Origin of the sequence: Crinalium epipsammum PCC 9333 (genome assembly GCF_000317495.1) — a bacterium.
Taxonomy (GTDB): domain Bacteria; phylum Cyanobacteriota; class Cyanobacteriia; order Cyanobacteriales; family PCC-9333; genus Crinalium; species Crinalium epipsammum.
In genome coordinates, this window is record NC_019734.1 from 1 (window position 1) to 21,429 (window position 21,429).

Annotated in this window: 23 protein-coding genes; 9 read left to right on the forward strand and 14 right to left on the reverse strand. The window is 39.1% G+C overall.

All coding sequences use genetic code 11. The features are described 5' to 3' along the window. Positions 1–512 precede the first annotated feature (512 nt). From CRI9333_RS23315 to CRI9333_RS23330, 4 genes are all read left to right on the forward strand, one after another. Complete coding sequence (locus CRI9333_RS23315) at positions 513–1,793, forward strand: ParM/StbA family protein (RefSeq protein ID WP_015179957.1); 1,281 nt, start codon at positions 513–515, stop codon at positions 1,791–1,793. Then, positions 1,768–2,211: a hypothetical protein gene (locus CRI9333_RS23320; protein WP_015179958.1), complete on the forward strand. Its 444-nt coding sequence runs from the start codon at positions 1,768–1,770 to the stop codon at positions 2,209–2,211. Before CRI9333_RS23315 ends, CRI9333_RS23320 begins: the two co-directional genes overlap by 26 nt. Positions 2,212–2,284: 73 nt before the next feature. Continuing rightward, positions 2,285–2,482 (forward strand): DUF7660 family protein, encoded by a 198-nt coding sequence (locus CRI9333_RS23325; protein WP_041227023.1) that lies wholly within the window; start codon positions 2,285–2,287, stop codon positions 2,480–2,482. Positions 2,483–2,691: 209 nt separating this feature from the next. After that, positions 2,692–3,354, forward strand: a complete 663-nt coding sequence (locus tag CRI9333_RS23330) for an ATP-grasp domain-containing protein (protein ID WP_232229447.1) — start codon at positions 2,692–2,694, stop codon at positions 3,352–3,354. A 148-nt stretch (positions 3,355–3,502) separates the two neighbouring features. On the opposite strand, the gene CRI9333_RS27065 is transcribed toward CRI9333_RS23330, so the two are convergent. Beyond that, entirely contained in the window at positions 3,503–3,667 is a 165-nt protein-coding gene (locus CRI9333_RS27065; RefSeq protein ID WP_157462489.1) for a hypothetical protein, read from the reverse strand. 296 nt (positions 3,668–3,963) lie between these two features. On the opposite strand from CRI9333_RS27065, the gene CRI9333_RS25290 reads away from it, so the two are divergent. Both CRI9333_RS25290 and CRI9333_RS25295 read left to right on the forward strand, forming a co-directional pair. Next, a complete protein-coding gene (locus CRI9333_RS25290; RefSeq protein WP_051035478.1) occupies positions 3,964–4,278 on the forward strand; it encodes a hypothetical protein in 315 nt (104 codons plus the stop codon). A gap of 114 nt (positions 4,279–4,392) precedes the next feature. Further along, positions 4,393–4,800 carry a hypothetical protein gene (locus tag CRI9333_RS25295; RefSeq protein WP_051035479.1) on the forward strand — a complete coding sequence of 136 codons (408 nt, stop codon included), beginning with the start codon at positions 4,393–4,395 and terminating at the stop codon, positions 4,798–4,800. Positions 4,801–4,900: 100 nt separating this feature from the next. Here CRI9333_RS25295 and CRI9333_RS25300 read toward each other — a convergent pair whose 3' ends face one another. The 13 genes from CRI9333_RS25300 to CRI9333_RS23400 all read right to left on the reverse strand — a co-directional run bounded on the left by CRI9333_RS25300 (position 4,901) and on the right by CRI9333_RS23400 (position 19,953). After that, a complete protein-coding gene (locus CRI9333_RS25300; protein WP_015179960.1) occupies positions 4,901–6,067 on the reverse strand; it encodes a DUF7226 domain-containing protein in 1,167 nt (388 codons plus the stop codon). Beyond that, positions 6,064–7,233, reverse strand: coding sequence for a hypothetical protein (locus CRI9333_RS23345; protein ID WP_015179961.1), 1,170 nt, complete (start codon positions 7,231–7,233; stop codon positions 6,064–6,066). Before CRI9333_RS23345 ends, CRI9333_RS25300 begins: the two co-directional genes overlap by 4 nt. After that, entirely contained in the window at positions 7,230–8,204 is a 975-nt protein-coding gene (locus tag CRI9333_RS23350; protein WP_015179962.1) for an AAA family ATPase, read from the reverse strand. Before CRI9333_RS23350 ends, CRI9333_RS23345 begins: the two co-directional genes overlap by 4 nt. Next, entirely contained in the window at positions 8,197–9,255 is a 1,059-nt protein-coding gene (locus tag CRI9333_RS23355; RefSeq protein WP_015179963.1) for an effector-associated domain EAD1-containing protein, read from the reverse strand. The genes CRI9333_RS23350 and CRI9333_RS23355 overlap by 8 nt, the downstream gene beginning before the upstream one ends. Before the next feature lie 24 nt (positions 9,256–9,279). Next, the gene (locus CRI9333_RS23360; RefSeq protein ID WP_051035480.1) at positions 9,280–9,915 is read right to left on the reverse strand and encodes a trypsin-like serine peptidase; all 636 of its coding nucleotides are present in this window, start codon (positions 9,913–9,915) and stop codon (positions 9,280–9,282) included. A gap of 53 nt (positions 9,916–9,968) precedes the next feature. After that, positions 9,969–10,841: a DNA adenine methylase gene (locus CRI9333_RS23365; protein ID WP_015179964.1), complete on the reverse strand. Its 873-nt coding sequence runs from the start codon at positions 10,839–10,841 to the stop codon at positions 9,969–9,971. A gap of 247 nt (positions 10,842–11,088) precedes the next feature. Next, positions 11,089–12,030, reverse strand: a complete 942-nt coding sequence (locus tag CRI9333_RS23370; RefSeq protein WP_015179965.1) for a hypothetical protein — start codon at positions 12,028–12,030, stop codon at positions 11,089–11,091. Between the two features lie 217 nt (positions 12,031–12,247). Further along, positions 12,248–12,592 carry a hypothetical protein gene (locus CRI9333_RS23375; RefSeq protein ID WP_015179966.1) on the reverse strand — a complete coding sequence of 115 codons (345 nt, stop codon included), beginning with the start codon at positions 12,590–12,592 and terminating at the stop codon, positions 12,248–12,250. Between the two features lie 121 nt (positions 12,593–12,713). After that, positions 12,714–14,627 (reverse strand): DEAD/DEAH box helicase family protein, encoded by a 1,914-nt coding sequence (locus CRI9333_RS23380; RefSeq protein ID WP_015179967.1) that lies wholly within the window; start codon positions 14,625–14,627, stop codon positions 12,714–12,716. Then, positions 14,624–18,244, reverse strand: coding sequence for a hypothetical protein (locus tag CRI9333_RS23385; protein WP_015179968.1), 3,621 nt, complete (start codon positions 18,242–18,244; stop codon positions 14,624–14,626). The genes CRI9333_RS23380 and CRI9333_RS23385 overlap by 4 nt, the downstream gene beginning before the upstream one ends. After that, positions 18,241–18,447 carry a hypothetical protein gene (locus CRI9333_RS23390; protein WP_015179969.1) on the reverse strand — a complete coding sequence of 69 codons (207 nt, stop codon included), beginning with the start codon at positions 18,445–18,447 and terminating at the stop codon, positions 18,241–18,243. Before CRI9333_RS23390 ends, CRI9333_RS23385 begins: the two co-directional genes overlap by 4 nt. A 250-nt stretch (positions 18,448–18,697) precedes the next feature. Then, positions 18,698–19,426 (reverse strand): hypothetical protein, encoded by a 729-nt coding sequence (locus tag CRI9333_RS23395; RefSeq protein WP_015179970.1) that lies wholly within the window; start codon positions 19,424–19,426, stop codon positions 18,698–18,700. 275 nt (positions 19,427–19,701) lie between these two features. Further along, positions 19,702–19,953: a helix-turn-helix domain-containing protein gene (locus CRI9333_RS23400; RefSeq protein ID WP_015179971.1), complete on the reverse strand. Its 252-nt coding sequence runs from the start codon at positions 19,951–19,953 to the stop codon at positions 19,702–19,704. 184 nt (positions 19,954–20,137) lie between these two features. On the opposite strand from CRI9333_RS23400, the gene CRI9333_RS23405 reads away from it, so the two are divergent. From CRI9333_RS23405 to CRI9333_RS23415, 3 genes are read left to right on the forward strand one after another with little or no spacing between them, the layout of a single operon-like run. After that, complete coding sequence (locus CRI9333_RS23405; protein ID WP_015179972.1) at positions 20,138–20,362, forward strand: hypothetical protein; 225 nt, start codon at positions 20,138–20,140, stop codon at positions 20,360–20,362. After that, the gene (locus CRI9333_RS23410) at positions 20,362–20,883 is read left to right on the forward strand and encodes a hypothetical protein (RefSeq protein WP_015179973.1); all 522 of its coding nucleotides are present in this window, start codon (positions 20,362–20,364) and stop codon (positions 20,881–20,883) included. Before CRI9333_RS23405 ends, CRI9333_RS23410 begins: the two co-directional genes overlap by 1 nt. 3 nt (positions 20,884–20,886) lie before the next feature. Continuing rightward, on the forward strand, positions 20,887–21,396 hold the full coding sequence (locus CRI9333_RS23415; protein ID WP_015179974.1) for a hypothetical protein: 510 nt from the start codon (positions 20,887–20,889) through the stop codon (positions 21,394–21,396). Positions 21,397–21,429 lie beyond the last annotated feature (33 nt).

Genomic DNA, 21,429 nt, shown 5'->3' on the forward strand with positions numbered 1-21,429 from the left:
ATTCTTCAATCCGCATTAATTCCAGCACTTTTTTCATGCTCAACCTCTTGCTTGGCTGTACCAACACTCCTCAAATTGTTCTCTTTACCTCGCACAACTTGACCTAACTGCTGAGTTTATGCTGTTAAATGTGGCACGTATTCTAACGAACGTAATAATTTCGAGGCGGTCACGCCGTACCCTGAAAGGGGCGAAATTGTGGAGTGAGTCCACAATATTTCAACAATATTGCTGAAAAAACAGTTCTAGCAGTTCTGTTGTCGGGGAGAAACGCTGTAACACAGACTGGCAAAGGTTTTAAACCTTGTTAAAGTGTAGCACAGTTTGGCACAGCTATTTTATAGGGTAAAACTTCCCTTGTTAGTCGTGTAGCACAGTTTTACGGTACTTCCTGTGCCAATCTGTGCTACAAATTGGGCTTTTCTAGGGGTAGTATTTTTACTTCTCAAGGCAGATCAGTTGGGATGTGGAATTGTACTAATTTAGACAGCTAATAACAATTATTTTTCTTTATGGCTGACGAGTCTCACCTGTATATTTCTATCGACACTGGCGGCTCCCAGACTAAAATTATCTACCAATTTCAAAACTGGAAACAACCTAGCTACTTGTTGATGCCTCCTGGTGTTGAGCAAATTTCTACGGATCAACTTCAGCGTTACCAGGAAACACTGGGCTGGGTTGGTCATCCAACTGCGGAACAACAAGCTTGGTTGGAGTGGGAAGACAGTATTTATGTAGTGGGAGAATTTGCATCCAAGTTTGCACCCCAGGACAGAATTAAGGAGCGCAAGTACGAGAATGCTTTATATAAGGTGCTGGCTGCTATTGGAGTAATTTTAGAGAATCACAAAGTAGTTTCTAAGAAAAAGCTCAATATTTATCTAGCTTTAGTATTCCCCTGGAACGAGTACAATGACCGCAATCGCTTTTCTGAACAACTTGAATTAATGTTCAAAAGCTTTAAGTTTCGGGGGGAATCTAGAAAGTTAAATTTGTCACATTTTTTATGCCGTCCTGAAGGTGGAGGATTGGCAGCTATCCGTATTAAGCAAGAAGGTCTTGCATGGCTCCAATCTAAAAAGATAGCTGTGTTAATGTTTGGGCATCGGAATGTGACATTAATTTATTTAGAAAAAGGCGCTTTAAAATATGGCGATAGCCCTCTTTTGGGCTTTTCTTTGATGCTTGATGAAGTATGTTCACGGGTTAGTGGTTTGGAACGTGAACAGTTAGCATCAGCTATTTTCCAGGGTATATACGAAGCCGAGTGTGATATTTATACGGGATACAGGACGTTACATCCTGAATGGATTAAGCTGAAGTCAATCAAGGCACTTGTTACTGCAAATAATCCAAAGTTAAGAGAGAGTGAACTTCGAGATATTGCTAAATCTATTGAAGTGACGACGCTTAATTATTGGGAAACTATCAAAAAGTGGCTTGATAAGAATCTACCTACGCTACCTGATGAAGTAATTATTGGTGGAGGCGCGGCTACATTTATTGAGCCAGAATTGGAAAAATATTTTAATTGCTCTACCAGTTCTTCATATAGGGACACTAAGGGAAAAAGACCGCCACAATATAAATGGGAAAACTCTAAGCTACCCCATAGTGATATGTTTTGGGCTACTGATATTGAAAAACAGATAGAACAAATTTTCAATCTTCACTATAGGCATAAAGAACAATACCTATTACAACGCTTAATTGATAGCTTTGGAATGTTTGACCAATTGAAAGATACGGTAGCTGAGATTACTAATGCCAAGAAGGAAAAGAGTGCGTAAAAGTCTCAGCCTGCGCTTACAACCTTATGAGGGAACACCGTTGGCTGTTGTCGTTGATTATCTTAATAGTTTGTCGAAAGAGGAAGCGAATAATAAAGTTGGTGAACTGCTGGTAATGACTTTGCTACCTTACGCACTTTTTGATGAGGGTAAGTTACCACGTGAACGTTTGCGTTCTACTTTCTTAGCATCAAGAGATTTGATGGAGAAACATTTGGGAATCATGGCGCTAACTTTGGAGATAGAAGAAAGTTTGTTTGTTCCTGTAGCGAATCAAACATTTTCTCCTAACAATGGGGATAAGCTTGATAAACTTCCAGCTACAAGTGAATCTACAAGTGAATCTGTTGAAGAGCCAATTCATACCAGTTTGATTCCTGGCAAGGTGACAGCAGGGGAAATTGGCAATATTTTCTAGTAGGTGCATCTAGAAGCGACACTACTAAACAATGTAGCTTTTTTTCATTGAGGATCGAAAGCAAGCCACGAAGTTGGAAAAGGAAAATCCAGATTATTGGCGCTGGGGCGGAGCTAACGGCTGGCAGAATAGTAGCCTAGAGAGTTTTTTGGGCGCGGCATTGGCTTGGTTTGATGGCAGTGTAAATCGAGATGAAATAGACGATTTACCCGAATATAATCAATGGAGAGATTTCGCGGAGTTCCTCTACTGTGGCAAAGTCTATGAGTAGAAATTCGCGCCTAACTCTCATAACAAGCAGGCTAATAAATAGTTATGGATCTAAATCTGTAGTCTAAAAAATTAGATTTTTGAGTCATGCGTATTCTATATCCTGAAAATCCATTAAATAAAACACAAGCAGATGAGCCGTATCACGAAGAGTTCACTTTCGTGCGTAGTGCTGGGTATAATCAATGTTCACTTTTTGATTTTGATGCATTGGACTTCGATGAATTCAATCCACATCCGAGAATTCAGACTGGTGAGCGAGTGCTTTACCGTGGCTGGATGCTCAACTCGCAAAAATATAAAACCTTGATCGCGCAAATCGAACACAAAGGTGGTGTACCAATAACTTCCCATGATGACTACCTTCGATGTCATCATCTACCAGGTTGGTATCAACAATGCTCAAATTTCACAGCAGAGACATATTTTTGGGCGGTTGACGAAGAGTTAGAAGCAAAAGTAGAAGAACTTGGATGGGATCGCTATTTTGTAAAGGACTTTGTGAAGTCCAACACAGCTAAACTAGGTTCAATTGCAAATTCACCATCTGAAGTCCGCAGTATTATTGAGCAAATTGCTACTTATCGAGGTGAAATTGAGGGTGGCATTGCGATACGACGTTTTGAAAACTACGCGCATAGTACAGAACGTCGATACTTTATAGTTAATGGTACACCCTACTCATCTGATGGCGAAGTTCCATTTATGGTACAAGAGATAGCCAGCATTATTAATGCACCGTTTTACTCTGTCGATGTGGTAGAAAACTTAGAAGGGAAACTGCGGCTTGTTGAGTTGGGAGATGGGCAGGTGTCAGATAAAAAGGCTTGGTCAATATTCAAATTTGTGGAGGTCATTGCAGCAAATGCATAACAATCCGCCTGCACACCAACCGTATGTAAATTTTTGGTGAAGATTGATAGGTTGCTAGTGGCGGGTGATTGGGAACGTTAATGGTTTCGCCTTTGTCATTGGTGGGCGATCGTCACCATTATTATCCAATTATCAGCAAAGTCTAAAATTAAACTATGCGATTGTCTGCTGTCGCAAAATTACTGAGATTTTCACGTAAACGTTGATGAATGCGTTCACGAAGTGTGCGCGAAGCGTATTCGCTCCAAAATGGCACAACAGGCAAACCATGATTAATCGTTTCCAACGCTAAACCACTGTCAAAACTTACCAAACATCGCCATTAATCTGTCACCGATGACAAATAATTAGTCACTGTACATCATAACAGCCCAATCGGGCTGTTTCTCTCTGTTTGGTTTGAGGCATTAAAGGTAAAATATTTGGCTGATTGAAAAGTTCTAGATAAAATTTTACTCTGATTTGTTTGATTGCTGTCGTGAAGGTTCTAACTCTGGGTAGAAGCTTTTTTGAGCTTGTTCAAGTAATTTTTTATCGGGTGTATTAGAATTTTTCTCTGACTGAAGACGGCAGTATTATTTTCAGGTCAAGATTTTCACTTCATATTTTATGGCAGACTCTAAAAGAAAAATAGCTAGAAAAACACTTTCTACTAAACGTAGTAGCAAGCAAAATGACATTGATGCTGAAGTTCAAGCAGAGGTATTAATAGAAAATCAACGACCTAAGAATAGAATCCATTTTGTGGACGGTGAAAAAGGTGGCGTTGGTAAAAGTTTATTTTGTCGGGTGCTAATTGAATATTGCAAGAGTAAGGGGTTAAGCGATCGCATCCACTTTGTAGAATCAGATTTGTCCAATCCTGATGTCGGTAAGATCTATTTTGATAGGGATACAGATTTACCTAATTATCATGAGGTTTAGTTTACTAGGGAAGAGAAGAAGCTTTCTAGTGCTGACAAAGTTTTTGAGTTAGCTACAGAAAGAAGCGTAATTGTCAATCTTCCTTCTAATATATATTCATCGGTTTCGATTTGGTTGAAGCAGAACAATATTTTTGCCCTAGCCAAAGAGAAGAATGTTGAAATTTGTAAGTGGTTTGTGTGTAATGGTGGTAATTCCAGCCTTGATAAGTTTAAGGAATCTGTTAATGAATTCCATGAACAAATAACGCATATTTTTGTTCGCAATCAGGTGATTTTTGAGGATTGGAAAATTATAGACAAAGAAGAAGAGCTTAAAAACCTCATCGAAGGGAAAAATGTTCTTCAGATGGATTTTCCCCAGTTTAGTTTTGAGGAAAGAAATAAAGTTGATGCTCTCCAATTAACGTTTGGAAAAGCTTTGGCTAATAATTCTGGTTTTGGTATTTTGAGTAAGCAAAGGATTAAAAATTTTTTGAACGATACTTACAAAGGTTTTGATAATTTAAACCTGCTGCCATAACTTAGGAATTTCAAGCAGCTTGAGCGTAACGCCTCAACCCCCAATTTTGACGCACACAAGTTATTAAACTTTGCCTAAAAGGAGGCACTCCCAGCTATATTCAAAAATCTATTTTTGACCAGATCCATTCTATCCATCCCCGGACAGTACCAGAGCGTCTTTTCATAGTAACTTCATTCATATTTAGTTTGCTTGCAGACATTATTTCAACAATAACCTTGTTCGATGGAATTTTTTTTTCCTTTAAAGCTACTCTTAATACTTTATTAAAAACTTCGTGTTGTAAAATGATTTTTATTAGTTCAATGATTTTTGATTCATAGTCTTTTTGTACAATAGTTTTTCCTTTGTCCGTCAAACTAAAGGTTCCCTTATCTATTCCTTTACTTATTAATCCAAGATATGTACCAGCACCAATATAATATTGAGTTTGTCTCAAAGTAAATTGGTAAATTTCTGTTATTTCTTCTGAGGTTAAGGATTTTTGTAATAATAGTGAAAGCAGGTTTTCTACTCTTTCAAATTTATCAGCTTGTGGAAATGGAACCTTTTCTGGTTCTGGGACTATAGTAATTTCATCAAGAATATTGAAAACCTGAATGGAGGGTATTTTAAAAAAAGAATTAAGATGATCGCTTTTCATTTGCTCGCTCACTTCAAGGCTTATTTCCTCTCCAACGGGTGTTTCTAGCATCTGTTCATAGTGTATAGGGGTCGCATCGGAAATGTCATGTAGTTGCTGAATTTCCTGGCGCATCGCTATGAACCATTCCCGATCTGCTCCTGCTGTATGGCTGGCATTGGTTTCTGCCTTATCTAACCACTGTTTTGCTTTGACAGGGTCTAGAAAATTGAGTGCCGTTAGTTGTTGCGCTCGCTCCAGTTCATTTCGCGTCGTCCAAGGTGAGTGATGTTCAATATACTGCCACAGCAGTGTAGCAACATCTCGAATTCGTTCTAAACCATACTCCTGCCTCAATCTTTGCAACAATACATTGCGAATTTCTGGCTCTATTTCATAGAGATCGTCATCAATCTCACGACACATCCCAGACGTGAGAAATTCAAATTCAACGGTATAAGGGAGTGAAGTTGGTGGATCTAGAAAGAAGTTAATTCGCAAAAAGTGCAGTAATTCAGGATTTAAAGCAACTGGCAAGGCTGCGTGATACGCCAGTTTCACAGCTGTATCCCCATACTCACTACATCGACGCCTAAAATCATTTAAGCGCCGCTCAACCAGTTTGCTAGAAAAGGTAGTAGTCATAGGGGCTTCTCAATTATAAATTGATGTCCGCGTAGTACATTAACCGCCTGGTGGATGCCATCCCGATCCAATGGAAACATCGGCACATGGCGTGCTATCTGGGCAGCCGTATTATTTTTATTCTTCCAATAAGATTTAGGTAGAGGATTGAGCCAAACATAGGATAAATTGTAAGCGCGGAGAGCTTTGAAAAACGAAATAGTATTTAATAGACGCGGTACATTGTAATGATTGCGCCCAGCCCCTGCATCACTAATCACTACTACAAATGCATCAGTAGCATATTTCTGAAGGACTTCCTCCAACGCAACAGGAGTGAGCAATTTGGCATCTTTGTACAGGTAATCTTTTGTGAGAGGAGTAATCTGGGGCAGAATGGAATCGAGAACTGGGAAGAGTTTGTTGTTGAGGGAGTCTAGCACCTGCTCATTGGCACCTTCAGCAGGAACGTTATGAAAATAGTAAATCGCAGTCTCTTCCAATCTGCCTGCCTGTTGAATTGCTGTGCAAACCTCTTCACAAAAGCCATGGAAAGGAGCCATTGAACCCTGACGATCAACCAGCAAAAGTAACCGAGCAACGTTGCGGGATCTGGGTTTTAAGACAACTGGAGCAGCAACTCCTAATTGACAACGACGAGCAATTGTTCCTTCTACATCCAGTTCTGTTAAGGGGCCTGACCGCATAGGACGGCGCAACCGCCTCCAAGCCTGAGCTACCTCTCGATCGGTTAATGGAAACTGCGGTACAAATATAAACGGACGTTTGGATACTCGTACATCTTTCAATGAGATCGGAGGTAAGCTCCGACAAGGTTGGGTTAGAGTTGTCTCCTCAAACTCCTCCTCATTATCATCTAAATCTTGTCCTGATAGGTCAGTGGAATTATCAGAAGCAACTTCTATTGACGCAGACGGGAATTGCCAATCTTCGTTTCCTGGTTCCAGTTGATCAAATAGGGCAGTGAGAACTTCCTGCTCCTGGCGTGACTTTGCCCATAAATAATTACAAAGGTCACGCAGTGCTTCTTTTGACGACCAACCGAAGCCAAGCCTCAAAGACTGCCGCAATGCTTCATAGTCATCTGGTCTCAGTGAAAAACCACGACGACGTAGCCGTTGGAATAACTCCCAGAGAAACTGAGGTAACTTGGGTGACTGTTTCACAGCTGGGCAAAAGCCTCCACTGCGCGTTTGTGATCGCTATCTTGCTTTAGTAACGCTCCCAGATGTGGCAGTTTGTTGAGTTCCTCTATCGGGGCTCTTACCGCTTCTAGATAACTCACCCAGTCCAGCAGTTCACTCAATCCCGGTCGCTTGCTGAGATCGAGTTTGCGAAGTTCTAATAAAACTTTAATTGCCTTGTTGCTTAGGTTTTGGTCAGCAATTTCGTGAGTTGCTAAAAGCTGTTGTAAAAGGTTTTCTGTTTGTGGAAATTCAACGTAGTGAAAAATACATCGGCGCAGAAAAGCAGTAGGTAATGCTTTTTCTTCATTGTGCGTGACAAATACAATTGGGCGTAATTCAGGTTTGTCCACCCTGTAATGTATCTCTGGATCTTCAGTGACCTTAAACTCCAAGCGATCCAACTCCCACAATAGATCGTTTGGAAAGTCAAGGTCTGCTTTGTCAATTTCGTCAATCAGTACTACTGAGCGCTGCCCATTCTGAGCACGGGCGATCGCTCGCCCTAGCGAACCTAGACGAATATAGTTCTGAATTTTTTGACTGCGGGATTTGTTGTCCTCTGTACGCGCCGTATTGATCCCTAATTGTGCATCATAAAGGCGATTGACAGCATCATAAATATATAGTAAATCCTGGGCACGACTGGTGGACTTGATATAGCTTTCTTCTAAAGGTAAACCCAAGGCATAAGCAACAGCATAGGCTAAACGCGTTTTACCACAACCTGGTTCACCTTGTAACAGTAATGGGCGACCTAACGCGATCGCCAGATTGACTGCTTCAACTAGCTTGTTATCAGGTAAGTAAGGTTCTTTATATATCAGCTTTTTTTTTCTTTTATTCGCGACTACAGTATCGACTTCAATATATTCAATTTCTCTAGATTCTTCTAATTCTTGGTAATCGAGCAAAGAGTAACTAGAAGATGTATCAACATAACGTCTAGACATAAGCCTGAATCCTTTGCTTAAGTGTTGTTATGAAATTGTCTGCTGACGGCATTTTTTGCAGAAGATCAATAGTATCAACTAAATGCTCATAAACCAATCTGACATCCAGAAAACCATTGTTCGTGTCACTTTGAAGACAGTCTGATTTCATTAAAGACTTCCACTCATCTATAACATGATCTTCCCATCCCATAGCCTTGGTAACATCAACAATCCAATCATGAGCATCTGCTTTTGTAAACGTTGGTGAACTTATCTGATTTACACCTTTTGGGAAACAAATACTTTCACTGCCTACCATAATTATGATTAAGCGATATTCAAAATCATTGTTGAATTCAGCCGAGGCTTTCTGCCAAAATTCATGGCTTAAAGTTGAGTCAGACACCTGAACTCGAATAGGACAGATGACCTCGTGCGTTTGTAATAGTGATTTGTATCGTTTAATAATTGATACTGCTTGGTCTACAGGAGTAAAGTAATTAAGTGTCAAAGCATCTTTACAAGAGATGTTACTTTTACCAAGCCTGTCCTTCAAGCGCTCACAAAAGTATTTTAGAAAAGGATCTTGGTCATAGGACACTGCCAATCCTACAATTCCTTGCTTTTCGTCTAATATGTTCAAACATTGTTTAATTAATTCGCTCAAATCAAAATTGCACGGGTTTAATAATTCATGAGGTTTTTTTACCATAGCTTGCTCTTGCCCCAGTATTGTAGAAGACGAGCATTGGTTACCCTTCTCAATTGATGGAGTAGGTGAATTCTCTTTTAGCGAATAGTTATAAAGATATTCATTACAGTAATTTTTTAAAAGAACATTGTTAGGATTAGAAAAATGAGCTTTTTGAATAAGATCTTTCAACCATCCCTCAGAATCAGCAATTTTTATTAAGTCGAATAGCACTAAATCTAAAGCCTTTTGGACAGAAATTTCATTAATATTTTTATCTAATTGTAGTCGAACCATCATTTCTAACCTAGACAGGTCTGGAAAAGCATCTCCAAGTGCTTGTATGAGCAATTGAAATTGATTACCCTTTAACTCCACTGTTAAAACCTCGTAAATTTCTATTTATATTGGCTGTCTACTTAATATTTTTTCTAAAATGTTTCGTTGGTCGAGGAGCTTAACGATAGCATTTACTGGTGTTCCTGCGTTATAGCTTGGACTGCCAGTATGATGTAACGCAACTAAATTCCAGTTACTATCAAAGCAAGGAGAGCCAGAGGAACCATAATCAGTATTGGTTCTGTATTTAATCAGGGTACCACTCGGGTCTATATCTTTAATCACATCAAGATCGAATGCAAGCTTTAACGGTTCGCCCAAAGGGTGTTGTAAAATGAATAGTGCTTGATTGATCTTAAATTCGTGTGCATTTGTAGGTATCTCAATCCATCCTCGCTTAACAGAACCTTCAGTACTTGCCCCAATTGGTTTATTTCCAGGCTCTCCATCTACCCTAAGCAAGGCATAATCCAGTTTGTCAGGTTGGGGTAACTGATTTTTTGTAACATCTGAACTCTTATCAATAAGCCAGTCTTGATCTAGCCGATACTCTGTACCCTTATTAAGGGTATTTGCTAATATTTTGAAGTCAAAACGCAGAATGCTCTCATTGGAAGCAGAAGCAGAACGTAAACTTTTATCTGTATTGTGTTCTTCCTCACTCAATATAATATTTTTAACCACATGGTAATTGGTCATAACCAGCCTTTAGTAAAGGTTTAAAAAACAACTTATTCAACAAAAAGTAAAAATTATTTATAGTTTTTTATTAGAATTTCATCTACTTTACCTCTTTTAGAACTATTTGAATTGATAGCTCTAATAGCAGATATTTTTGTTTGATTGTAATTACTGTACAACTCTAAGATGAAGTTTGTGTAAGCATTACTAAGTAAAACATTGCATCCTCTAGAACTTAGGTCATCAAATGTTTTTTTCAATCTTATTTGTTCTTCTTTCCCAAAGCCACTGCTGTCGTAGCTAGTAAAGTCAGCGCTATCCGAAATTGGATCATATGGAGGATCAAAATATAAAAAGTCTCCCTCCTTCGCATCTTTAACAGCTTCTTGAAAATCTACATTTAATATTTCTATTTGATTCTGGTTTAAATATCTATTTACTGCTTTCAAAGTCTCTATATCTAAAATGTTTGGATTCTTATACCTACCAAAAGGTACATTAAATTGACCTTGAGAATTAACTCTAAATAAACCATTGTAACAAGTTTTATTTAAAAAGACAATTCTTGAGGCCCGTTGGACTAAATTCTTGTGTTTATAATCTTTATTTCGATCCCATTCCCTAATAGCATAAAAATAGTTTTTTTCATTTTCATGCCTTTTTAGATCATCAATGAGTTCGTCTACTGAATCTCTAATTACTTTATAACAATTGATCAACTCTGTATTAATATCATTAATAACAGCTTTTTTAGGTTGTAATGAAAAAAGAAGTGCTCCTCCACCTACGAAGGGTTCATAGTATGAATTGTAATTAATATCGTATTTTTTAGGGAGGTAGCTTGATACCAATGCTGGAATTAATTGCCTTTTTCCTCCTGCCCACTTTAAAAATGGTTTTAATTGCTTATTTACTGCGTTCATTATATTGCCAAAAATTGTCATTTTATTAATTATAATATATAGACAAGTATATTTTTTAATTGTATTTATTCTAATAAGTAACTATATAATATTTTCAAATATAATTATACATAATTAATTTTTGTTTTATCATTAAATATTCCAATTTAAGCAAGTTTAATACTAACTCAAAAATATTTAGTTTTTAATTAGACTAATAACTTTTAAATATTGCTCCAAGGCTTTACTTTTTTTATAATTTTAGTGGAAATAGAATAGTAATATATTCTTATTTCAAAGGAAAAAGATCGATATAAAGTTGAGATTCTTTTCGATCTCTATGAACCAGCGGAATCCCAGAGACTCCAGCTATCCAAACCATCCATGACTTCAAACATCCAGCTCTTCTTTCACTTGTTCCACTTGGTTTCTGCGAGTAATAATTTGGTTTAAATTTTGTATCAATTAGGTTTTTAATTGTATTAACTTCAATGTTTTTGCCTTGTAAAATAATATCTTTATAAATAAAGCGAACAGGCAGAAAATCAAACATAGCTCTTATCATAAGTTGATACTGACGGCTAATATCTTTATTTATATTACTTTTAATAAATTTCCCATTACTATTTATTTCAACTCCAAGGGCAGCTATGAGTACACCTTTCTCAGTTAATACATAACAGTTTTTGCCATTTATTTTAGATTTTTCTACTAATTTAAGTTCCCTAGCAGCCTGAAGTTTATACTGACCATGACGCGCTATGTCTTTATATTTAACAGCTTTATGCCCAAGTTGAAGACCTATTTCATAAGATGTAGTGATTCCTTGATAAATTAACTCAATTGTTTGTATTATTTTTGTAGGTTTATCGGCTTGAATAATATTAAAATCAGTTTTTTCGTAATCAAAATCAGTTTTTAAGTAACTATTTAGATCAGTCCTTTGAAGATAGCATTTTCTCTCAAGCTCATAAATTTTTACGATGTTTTTTTCAGGCAAAATGCTATAGATAAGTTTAAAAGTTACCCCCTCAACTTCATAAATCATTTCTGGTACATCTAATTTTAACTTTTTCTTCGGTTTAGCATTACCTACGTGTCCATATTTTTCAATTTCTTCAATAACCGTAGATAGTTCGTCATTAATTTCATAATCCAAAAATTTTTTACGGTTAAGCTTACTCTTAAGAATTAATTCTAAATTTGTAGAGTTAAAAACAACTTGAAACATATTTTACATTTAATATTTGTTCGTAATACATACATTAGAACAGTGGTGTTGCAAAAAAACTTAAAAAGAAAGAAAACCTAGCTGTAAGGAGCCTGGTTATGCAACAACTCCAAAATTTGGTTGATGAAAAGAACCAGTGGTTTGACGGCTCCTTTTTACACTATCTTATTTTAAGCAAAATGCAATGTTAAACTGTTTTGGCATTTCTTACCCTAAGTTATGCACTTACATTTTTGGGTTTACGCTTAGGTAATGGGGCTTTAATTACTCCCAGTGCTGCATCGTAGCCAATGGCAAATATTTCATCGTCTGCTAACTTTTCTGTGCCTAGTACTCCAGCTTTATAACCAGACCAAAAGCGTTTAGCTTCCTCATTTACTGATGTTAACGAACTGGTAATCTGATCAACGTATGCAATTACACCAGCAGTGTCCAGCTTTGCAATACTGTCTTTAAATGGTTTTCCCAACACCCAATTACAATAAGCTGTAACTGGTTCTATTTGTATATATTCTTGGGGAGTAAAATCGGAACTGGGTGGTTGTGTTGTTTCTTCTGTCATCAATATTCCTCTAACGTATGGGATTACCAACAGTCTTAACGATTAATTAAGCTTTTATGTGACTTGACCTATAAATTAAGCAAGCTGCTCAACTTATCCTTACAGAGCCGATCACACTTTTCTACTCTTGACCACAAAACCTCTTAGCTTTTTCAAATGCGTGGTTAATCAGGGTCATTACATCTTTTGCTTTCGCATCTCCACAAATATCGGGATGCCATCGTTTTGCTAATTTCCTATAAGCTTGTTTAATTTCCTTGAAACTGCTACCTGGTTCTACTTCCAGCACCATCCACCAATATTTACGTTCTAGGTTGTTACGAGTTGCTGTGTAAGTTTTACCACTGCTAGTTTGATACTTTCTACCAGGCTTGCCAAACTCTAGTTCCATCATGTACTTAATCCAAAGTTTTGGTGCAGTTGGTCGAAGTTGGTACAAGAAATCTAGATAAATAGCTTTGTTAGCAGTAGAGTTCTTTCCGCAAAAGATAGCACCAACAAACCAATCATCAGGTGCAAAGTATTTAAACTTCTCACGAAATAGCATTTTAATTTTGGCAGGGTTTCTACCAGCTTTATATGCCCGTTTCATTTGAGAGCGGATATAACGTAGCTGTCTAAGTTCTTCCCCATCTAATAATTCACCAAAAATCGGTGGCTCACCTGAATCTGGTTCACCGTCATCATCGTCATCTCCTGAAAATTCATAGCCACATTCTGGGCAAATCTTACACAATACAGGAATCATTTCATGGCAGTTAAAACACTCTTTAAGTTGAGTCTCGATTAACGGTTTAGGTCGTGGGCAGAGACTTATTTTAAGTTTTGAAGTGGGTTTACAAACTCGTTTAAAACATTCTCCAAAATCCAATAACATCGCATCCTGTTTTGAGGGATGCAATCTTAACGCCCTGCCACACATTTGAATCAAGAGTGCTTGACTACGAGTAGGTCTGGCGATAATAGCAGCTTGAACGCTTGGCTCATCGAATCCTTCACATAAGCAAGCAACGCTAGATATTAGCTGAGTTTCACCACTAGCAAACCTTTGATAAATCGCTTCCCTTTCCGAGTCAGCAGTTGTGCCAACAACGACTTCAGATTTGATGCCAAGTTCGTTAAATTGTTCAGCTAGATTATAAGCTTGAAAAACACTAGCACAGAAGGCGATAGTCTTACGCTCTGGGCATATTTGTAGAAAATATTTAATAACTTCAGTGTTGTACTCCTCATTACAAACCGCTTGCATTGATGATTGTGTATAATCTCCTAAATTGTTAGTTTCTAATTTTTCAAAATCTAACAATCCACCATACCCAAATAGTCTCGGACGAGATAAATACCCCATATTAACTAATTCGATGGGGTCTGGCGCTCTTACTAATGCTTGGAAAAACTGACAAAATCCTTCTTTATATTTTGTTCGCCAAGGTGTTGCAGTTAAGCCAATAAAGTAACACTTTGAAAGCGCAAATATCCCTCCAGAATAGTGTGTAATGATATCCCAAGCAATTTGGTAGTAAATGCTGGAATGACATTCATCAAAGATTACCAATCCAATATCCGGTGGTAATTCCCGATTCTGGATGGTTTGAATCATGCAGATTTGTACGGGTTTTGAGTAATCAGTTGGGTGATCTGCCCAAATAATGCCTGACTCAATACCCATTGCTGATAAGGTTTGCTGAGTTTGGTCTATTAGCTTTTTTCTATGACAGCAGAACATTACACGCCGTCCTTTATTGACAGCATCGACAATCATTTGAGAACTAATTACTGTCTTACCTGCTCCGGTAGGAGCATAAGCCAGAACTGATTTGATACCATTGCGGAAGAAATGGTAAGTTTCTCGAATTACCTGTTTTTGGTAATCCCTTAGTTCAAAGGATTTAGCCTGTTTTGTTTCTGGCTTTGGTTCTGGTTTTGTTTCTGGCTTTGGTTCTGACTGCAACTGTTCAAGCAGAGCAAATAAACTTAACTGCTCTACTTGAGGTGTGTTTTGTTGTGGAGATTTCGCGCTCTTTATTTTCTTCATTGCGTCCCCTCCACCTGTAAATTTCGCAGGTCGAGTATGGGTGCGATCGCTGCTAGGATGTTGCTTAACAGCTTGCAAACTGTATGCACGTCTGTTGCAGTCAGAATCTTTTTAAAGGTTTTCCAACCGAAACCCTCACCAAGAGATTTAAACGACTCCATTGCCTCTGATAAGTCCTCAGTAACGAGTAGCGGTAGGTAAGTTTCAGCTACCCATCTGGCATCTTCTGGCAGGTCTTCTAGGGGTGTTAGTTTTGCTTTAAAAGACTCTATAAGCAAAACTAACGCGGTTTTTAATTGAGTAAATCCGCCCTTGATACCACTGTTTTTAAATATCTCTGAACCAAGTTGTCTAACCCGACCGTCACTGACTCCCAACTTTGCAGCTATCTCCTTTGAACCCGTTGAGGTATTACCTTTAATGGCTTTAATTAACTCCTCTACTAACCCTCTTTCACGTTGAACGCCTTTTGGTGCAGCTTCAAAGCAGAAGTCATAAATCTCTACCTCATTGACCGTACAACCTGGATAACGTTGCATCAGGTCTTTAGTTGTCACAGCTTCATTGCCAATAAGGTAAATATGGGTAGGCTCTGGTTTGAGATGCGCCCGTGACCGTCCAACAGCCTGATAAGTTTCTGCTTTAGCTCTGCTTCTGACGTAATGCCCATAGCCACCAAATAAGTCTATGGGTCTAACAACGTTACCTGATATAGCGTGATATTCTGCTGCTGCTTGACCTAGATTGGGTAAGGGTGTCCCGATCAGAACTAGCGCCTTACATCTCATAAAGTCGTTGCTGCCTCGGTTATCCCGTCCCCAATAACCTGGTTTAATCTCAGTATCAGTCTCCTCATATCCCCAATAGTTATTAGCAAAAAGCTGGTGATCTATAACTCCAATAAACTTATGAGTGTCATGTATTTTTCCTACAGTCCTCTCAACTCTAACTTGAAGGTCGAAATCACTTTTCGCTCTGCGTTTTTTAGAACATGAGCCAATGCCATTGATAATTGTAAAGTTGTAGTTGGAGTAATCCGGCTTAACTTGACGTATTTCTAAAATGTCAGACTTCTTAAACTTGGTCAGAACTGCTAATTCATCCCGATTTATGGTGCTGTCCATCATTAGAACTAGCTTATAGCTGTTCATTGTAGAGCGATAGCGCCAATCATATTTGGTTATATGCAAGCCCAACTGATCGACTCTTAGGTGTGCTTGGTTCTCCATAATTGCCTCTAATGCCAAGCTAATCCAGTTAAGCGGTACATTGTCAGAAATAATGGCTTGCTTTTGAATAGGAGTCTGTCGGCTGTTGAGCATAGCCCCTAGATTGGGGTATAAAGTTTTAGAAATAGTATCAATGAGGAATGTCCAGGGTGATGTTTTAGGCGTGTTATCTTCCCAACCATCCTTTAACCATAATTCCCAAAGTACGTCATTAAATCTTTGGTAGATTTTAGGAATAGTTGGTAGTAAGTGTTGACGAGCATCTACATAATTGAATCCGTACTCTGGCATTTCCAATACATTAAATAACTCGTAAATAGCATCATGTAATGGTTCAACAACGTGGGCTAACTTACTATCCTTCTGCTTTAGTTCCTGATAGGCGTGAGCAAAATCTTTCTTAGTAACTGGAACATTTTTATAGGGGTTGAGACTAGCACCAGTTTCCTCAATTATGAAAGCATCAACTGGTTTTTTATTCTCCTTATCGGCTTCATTTAAAGCAACTGCTCTACCAGGAACGCTTTGAGCTAAGTGTTGTCTAATTTCTTTTTCTTCGTTCAAAATAGCTTGACGCTCAAGAATGAAATTACACTTAACCTTACCTTCAGCATCCTTATACTGTGGGCATTTTTCGCAGATAGGTGAACCCTTACCACCATGCACAATTAAGTTTTTATCTTGGTTGAGGAGTAGGAATGTCTCGGTTTCAGGACAGTTGCCTTTAATATCAGGAGTTTGACCATTTTTCGGTCTAACAACGTGCGGGTAGCCAAGAGCAGTTTTACGCTCATGATCGTGAGCTAACCCATTGTGACGGGGAGGTTGATCGGTAAAATTCTGTTCAACCGATGGCGTGGTAGGGTTACGGTGGTTGGGGTCGTTAATAAATACTCTGCCCTTACCGCCAGTTAGGTAATCACTGGTTAACTCACCTGCACTATGTGATTTACCTTGACCTGTATCGCTACTTTCAAGAATTAGCGATTTATCCCATTTCTGATAAATTTCCTTAATTAGCAAGTTTCGATCGCCACCAGTAAACTCAATTTTAGGGCATCCGAGTTGCTGATATTCTTCTTCCGTAGGTAAAAAGCCTGGTTTGTATGGGATAACTGGAGATTTAGCATTCAACCACTGTTGCCACTGACTTAGTAAAACTATCGCATCAGTTTTGACGGGTTTTGGTTTTGGGTTTGGCTGTGGTTTTGGTGGCAGTTCTCCTGTACGCTTCCAGAATTTATGAGCTACTTTGTTGTAGGTTTCTTTAATGAAGGTTGAAAGTTGTTCTAGTTCGCGTTTTTCTCTATGAAGTAAGCCTTCAAATTTAGCCCAGGTAATTAGCTCAACTTCTACTTCTGCTGGTAATTCATCAATATCTGGATCATCTTTGGTAAATTGACCCCACCATCCAACTAATACGTGAAAACCTAACTTTGTTGCCAGTTTATAACTGGTACGATATTGTTGCATGACGTGAGGATTGGCTATAGCTCCCCCATCTGCATATAAGATTACTTCCTTGCTATCCAGTTCAGTTGAAAGCTTGTTAAGTGCTTCCTTGAACTGTTCTTTACTGCCTGCAAAGTTAGCACTAGCAGCGCCTATAACAACTTGACCACGAAGTTGTGCTGTGAAAAACGGTTTAACACCAGTTCCCTCAAGCAGTCCAATAGCGTTGGATTTAAGCTTGATAGGTCTATGAATTGAGAGCGGTAGCTCTCCATTAGGTAAGTGCGATGTTGCACCGTTGGGACGCTTACGAGTAGCCGATGTTAACCAGCGATAACGTCCAGAATCGTCTTGAGCGCGTCGCCTCAGTTGGCAACCAATTATCAAGCCATCAGCATTTTTAATAGGGGATAGGTAGCCTTCATCACCTGGTTTAATGTTGAGGCTGCGCCCATCTAGGTTAACTCCTGGTAGCCGATGATCAACTTCAAAATCTAATTTCTGCCAAACTTCTACTGATTTAAACCCGCCTAGTTTAATCTCCTCATCAGTTAGACCGCGACGTTGTAGATCTGCCTTATCTTCTGCTGATAAACTAAGTTGATCTAGCAGTTTACGGAATTGGCGATCGCGCTCTACCAGCGACAGCGACTTAGCACGTTTTGCTCTTTCCTCCTGCTCTCGTTGCTTGCGTTGTAGTGAGCGTTCCCGTTGCCATTGCTCAAGGTCTTGTTGGGTTGAGTTCTGCTTAACTACGAAAACAAAGCCAATGCCATCTTTAGCTGATTTAGTACGTTCCCATCCAGGGGGTGCAACATCAGTCCGTCTACACAGTACAGCTTGGTGATCTTCTGTGAAGCTGCACCAGTCGAGGTGGTCACACAGGGGGCAAGCGCCATCTCTTTTTGAGGCGTTTAACCATCCATCCACTCTCATGCCACACCTCCATTTTGCAGGGAGGTATGAATATTTAATTTTGAAAAATCTTGTGGCGATACTGGAACGCGATCGCCTAATTGACGTTTGGCTTCAAACTTAAGCGTGGCGCAAATTTCAGCCGTTTGCTGCTGCTTTCTTAACGTTTGAGCCTGGATAACCCATTTAGTAGGCTGGGTTTTCGCCTTTGGTAGCTGTTGCATTGCTCGCTCCTTGTGTGATGAGGGGAGCCGGACGCTACCTATCAAATCTCAAGTGTTCAGACAAATAAGTATTTGTGCTGATTGTGTTGCTACACGAGTGCTGCTTCACAAGCGTTGCTACAGGAGCAACGATAGTTTACAATTGAGATCGGAATAGGCTCTGGGTTGAAATTTATGAGCGTCCGATTCCTGGTTTGTAATGAACCATCTGTGTCGTCACACGACACAGATAACAATTATTAAACGATTTTTATGTTTCTTTCTCCTCATAACTAGCAAGGAAAGCCTTAATAAATTTAACTATATCCTCTTCAGGAATCAAAAAAGCAGCACCTTTTCTTTTCAAAATCAAAACTTTTAACGATCCTACTGTGGTATAATATTCATCTTTACGATCGTCAATTAGGGTTGGCTTCCACAAAATTAAAACTTTTGCTAGAGGGACGTTGCGAACCTCTCTTGAAGACATTCCAAATAATTCTCTATTTTTATTTAGCCAATTAGTGTAATCTCCTAATTCAACAAGAGGGCAAGGTTTCCAGACTTTCAGACCTTTCCTCTTTCGTTTCACATACAGCGCTTCTTTTTCTTCGTTGTAAACAATTTTTGATTCTCCTTTGGAACGGATGGATATGAGGATATGAGCTTTCTTCGGAATTTTTACCAATAAATCTAGTGGGTTTTTTTGACCTGGCACTTCTAAAGTGGGAAAAACCTGCACTCCCAAGTGTTGAAACTCTTTCAACACTTGGCACATCACTCCGATGAGCCGAGCAATCTTTAGAATTCGGTCTAGGGGTTTGTACGCCAATGCGTATATGAAAACTCCTGGATATCCGAGCAACGGGATCAAGACAAGCGCAGCAAGATTAATTCCACCATACTTAAAAGAGAGAAAGGTCTTTTCTCCCTTTAGTTGCTCCAATGCTTCCCAGTTGTGGGGAGGTAATGTAATGTCCTTTTTTTCTGTAGTTTGCATTTGCAATTCCCCCTATTACTGCCCCATTCGCCCTGCTTTTAGCTACGTTTAACAAGCGTGTTTACGCACTACTTAACTATTATTTTATTGTTTAGCTAGATAGCGAGATAATTTCTAGTTTGGGTGATGCCTGCGAAAGGAAAGTCAGCTAGGAGTTTATTGTGTAAAAGGTGGTTTGCCTGTACCAAAGGGCATAGAAATGTTAAAAATTGTTAAATTTTTCATTGTTAAAAAATTTTAATTAATCCCAATATAAATCTGTTCAGGTGTGATCGCTAAATTTGTTCTTCTTCAGGTTCGGGAATGTACTCAATGAGATCTGAGGGTGTGCATTGTAAGGCTCTGCAAAGTTTTTCGAGTGTTTCTGCTCCAACCTGGGGCAGTACGTCAAAATCTCGGAGATGGTTTATAGAGTTTCTGTGCATTCCTGTCAATTCTGCCAACTTGCGGATACTGACCCGTTTTCGTGCCATTAATTCGCGCAGCTTCCAACGTATCAAAGGTTTCCTTTCTAGAAGCATATCCATTATGTCACGATAGCATTGTAATTATGTTACAAATTTATTGTGACATAATGGGTAAATAAGTGTTAGGCGAGTGTCAAGCCTGGAAAACTGCACACTCGCTTAGTTCCTACCAACCAAAGCAGATAGGAGACAAATCTAATGATGAATGAAAAAGTACTAGATCGATCGCACTGTGGAGGGAATTATGCAAGATTCCTCCAATAACAACAGCGATAACGCTACCTCTGTGCTATTCCCTCTATTCCTATGCAGCATCGGCATAAACGTTCTGCAACATAGCTGGAACTCTAACCAGCTTGCAGTGTTGCAACAGGCTGACAACTTACAGCAGCAGAAAATCGCACAGCTTCAAACCGATAAAGATGTCTGTGCTGGTAAGCTTGCAGGTTTTATCGAGGGTAGGCGGTGATGAGCAACGAAGTCCTTAGCACTGCCCAAGCTGCTGAATTATTAGGCGTGAGTGCCGGAACGCTACGCACTTGGAAGTCGCGCAAAGCTGACTTGCTAGTTGAGGGTACTCACTGGATTAACCAGGACGGATCGACATTCTGGACACAAGCAGGTTTAGACGTTCTGCAAGGCGTTTCAAGCGTTTCAGACGGTGAAACGGTTAGCGTTTCAGACGGTGAAACGATTAGCGTTGCAAGCAGTGAAACGGATAGCGCAACACCGCAGCAGTCACCCGCAGCGCATGACCCACTACAGCGTTACATTCCTTTGGTCGAGAGCGTTTCAAATGCCATTACACAAGGGTTAATCGGACGCATTGACAAGGCTGTTACGCGCAATATCGGAATTGCGATCGCAAAACCCATGACATCGACTGAGTGCGTAACCTTGCTGACTGAACTGGGTTTAAAACCTTGTAATCCAGAACTGCTTCTAAGTGGCAATCAAACAAATTTACTAACTGAATCTAAGGAGAACTAAATCATGGGACTACTGAAATTTATCACCCGCAACAAAGCTAACATCTCAACTGAGGCAGGTGGACAACTAGCAAATGATGGTACTAACCATAACCTCGCTACTAATAAGGTTCTAGCTGCAACTGATAAAGATGTTATCACCCCCAATAATGCAGACTTTAGCAGTGTGAGAACTGTGCCAATTGTCAAAGCCCCCCGCTACTTTAATAAAGCTGAAGCAGACGCATTACGCATCTTAGCCAAGCAAAAGAAAGTACAAGCTCTTGCTTCAGTTAGTGCTTATAAAGCCCTGAAAAATATTGAAGATTCTGATACCACTGTACACACCACACACCGTCGCTACCAATCGAAAGTAGCTCGGACTGAGCTTGAAAAAAAACAAGCTGATGCTCAATTAGCTAAGGATTTACATAGTTTGCGCCCTCATTATGCAGAAATGCACAGTGAAGTTAAATCAGCAGAAGTTAATGCAGCTAATGCGATTAATGCCATCAAACAATCTTATGGCTGTTAATAGTTAAAACCTTGGGTAGTGATTAATTTCACT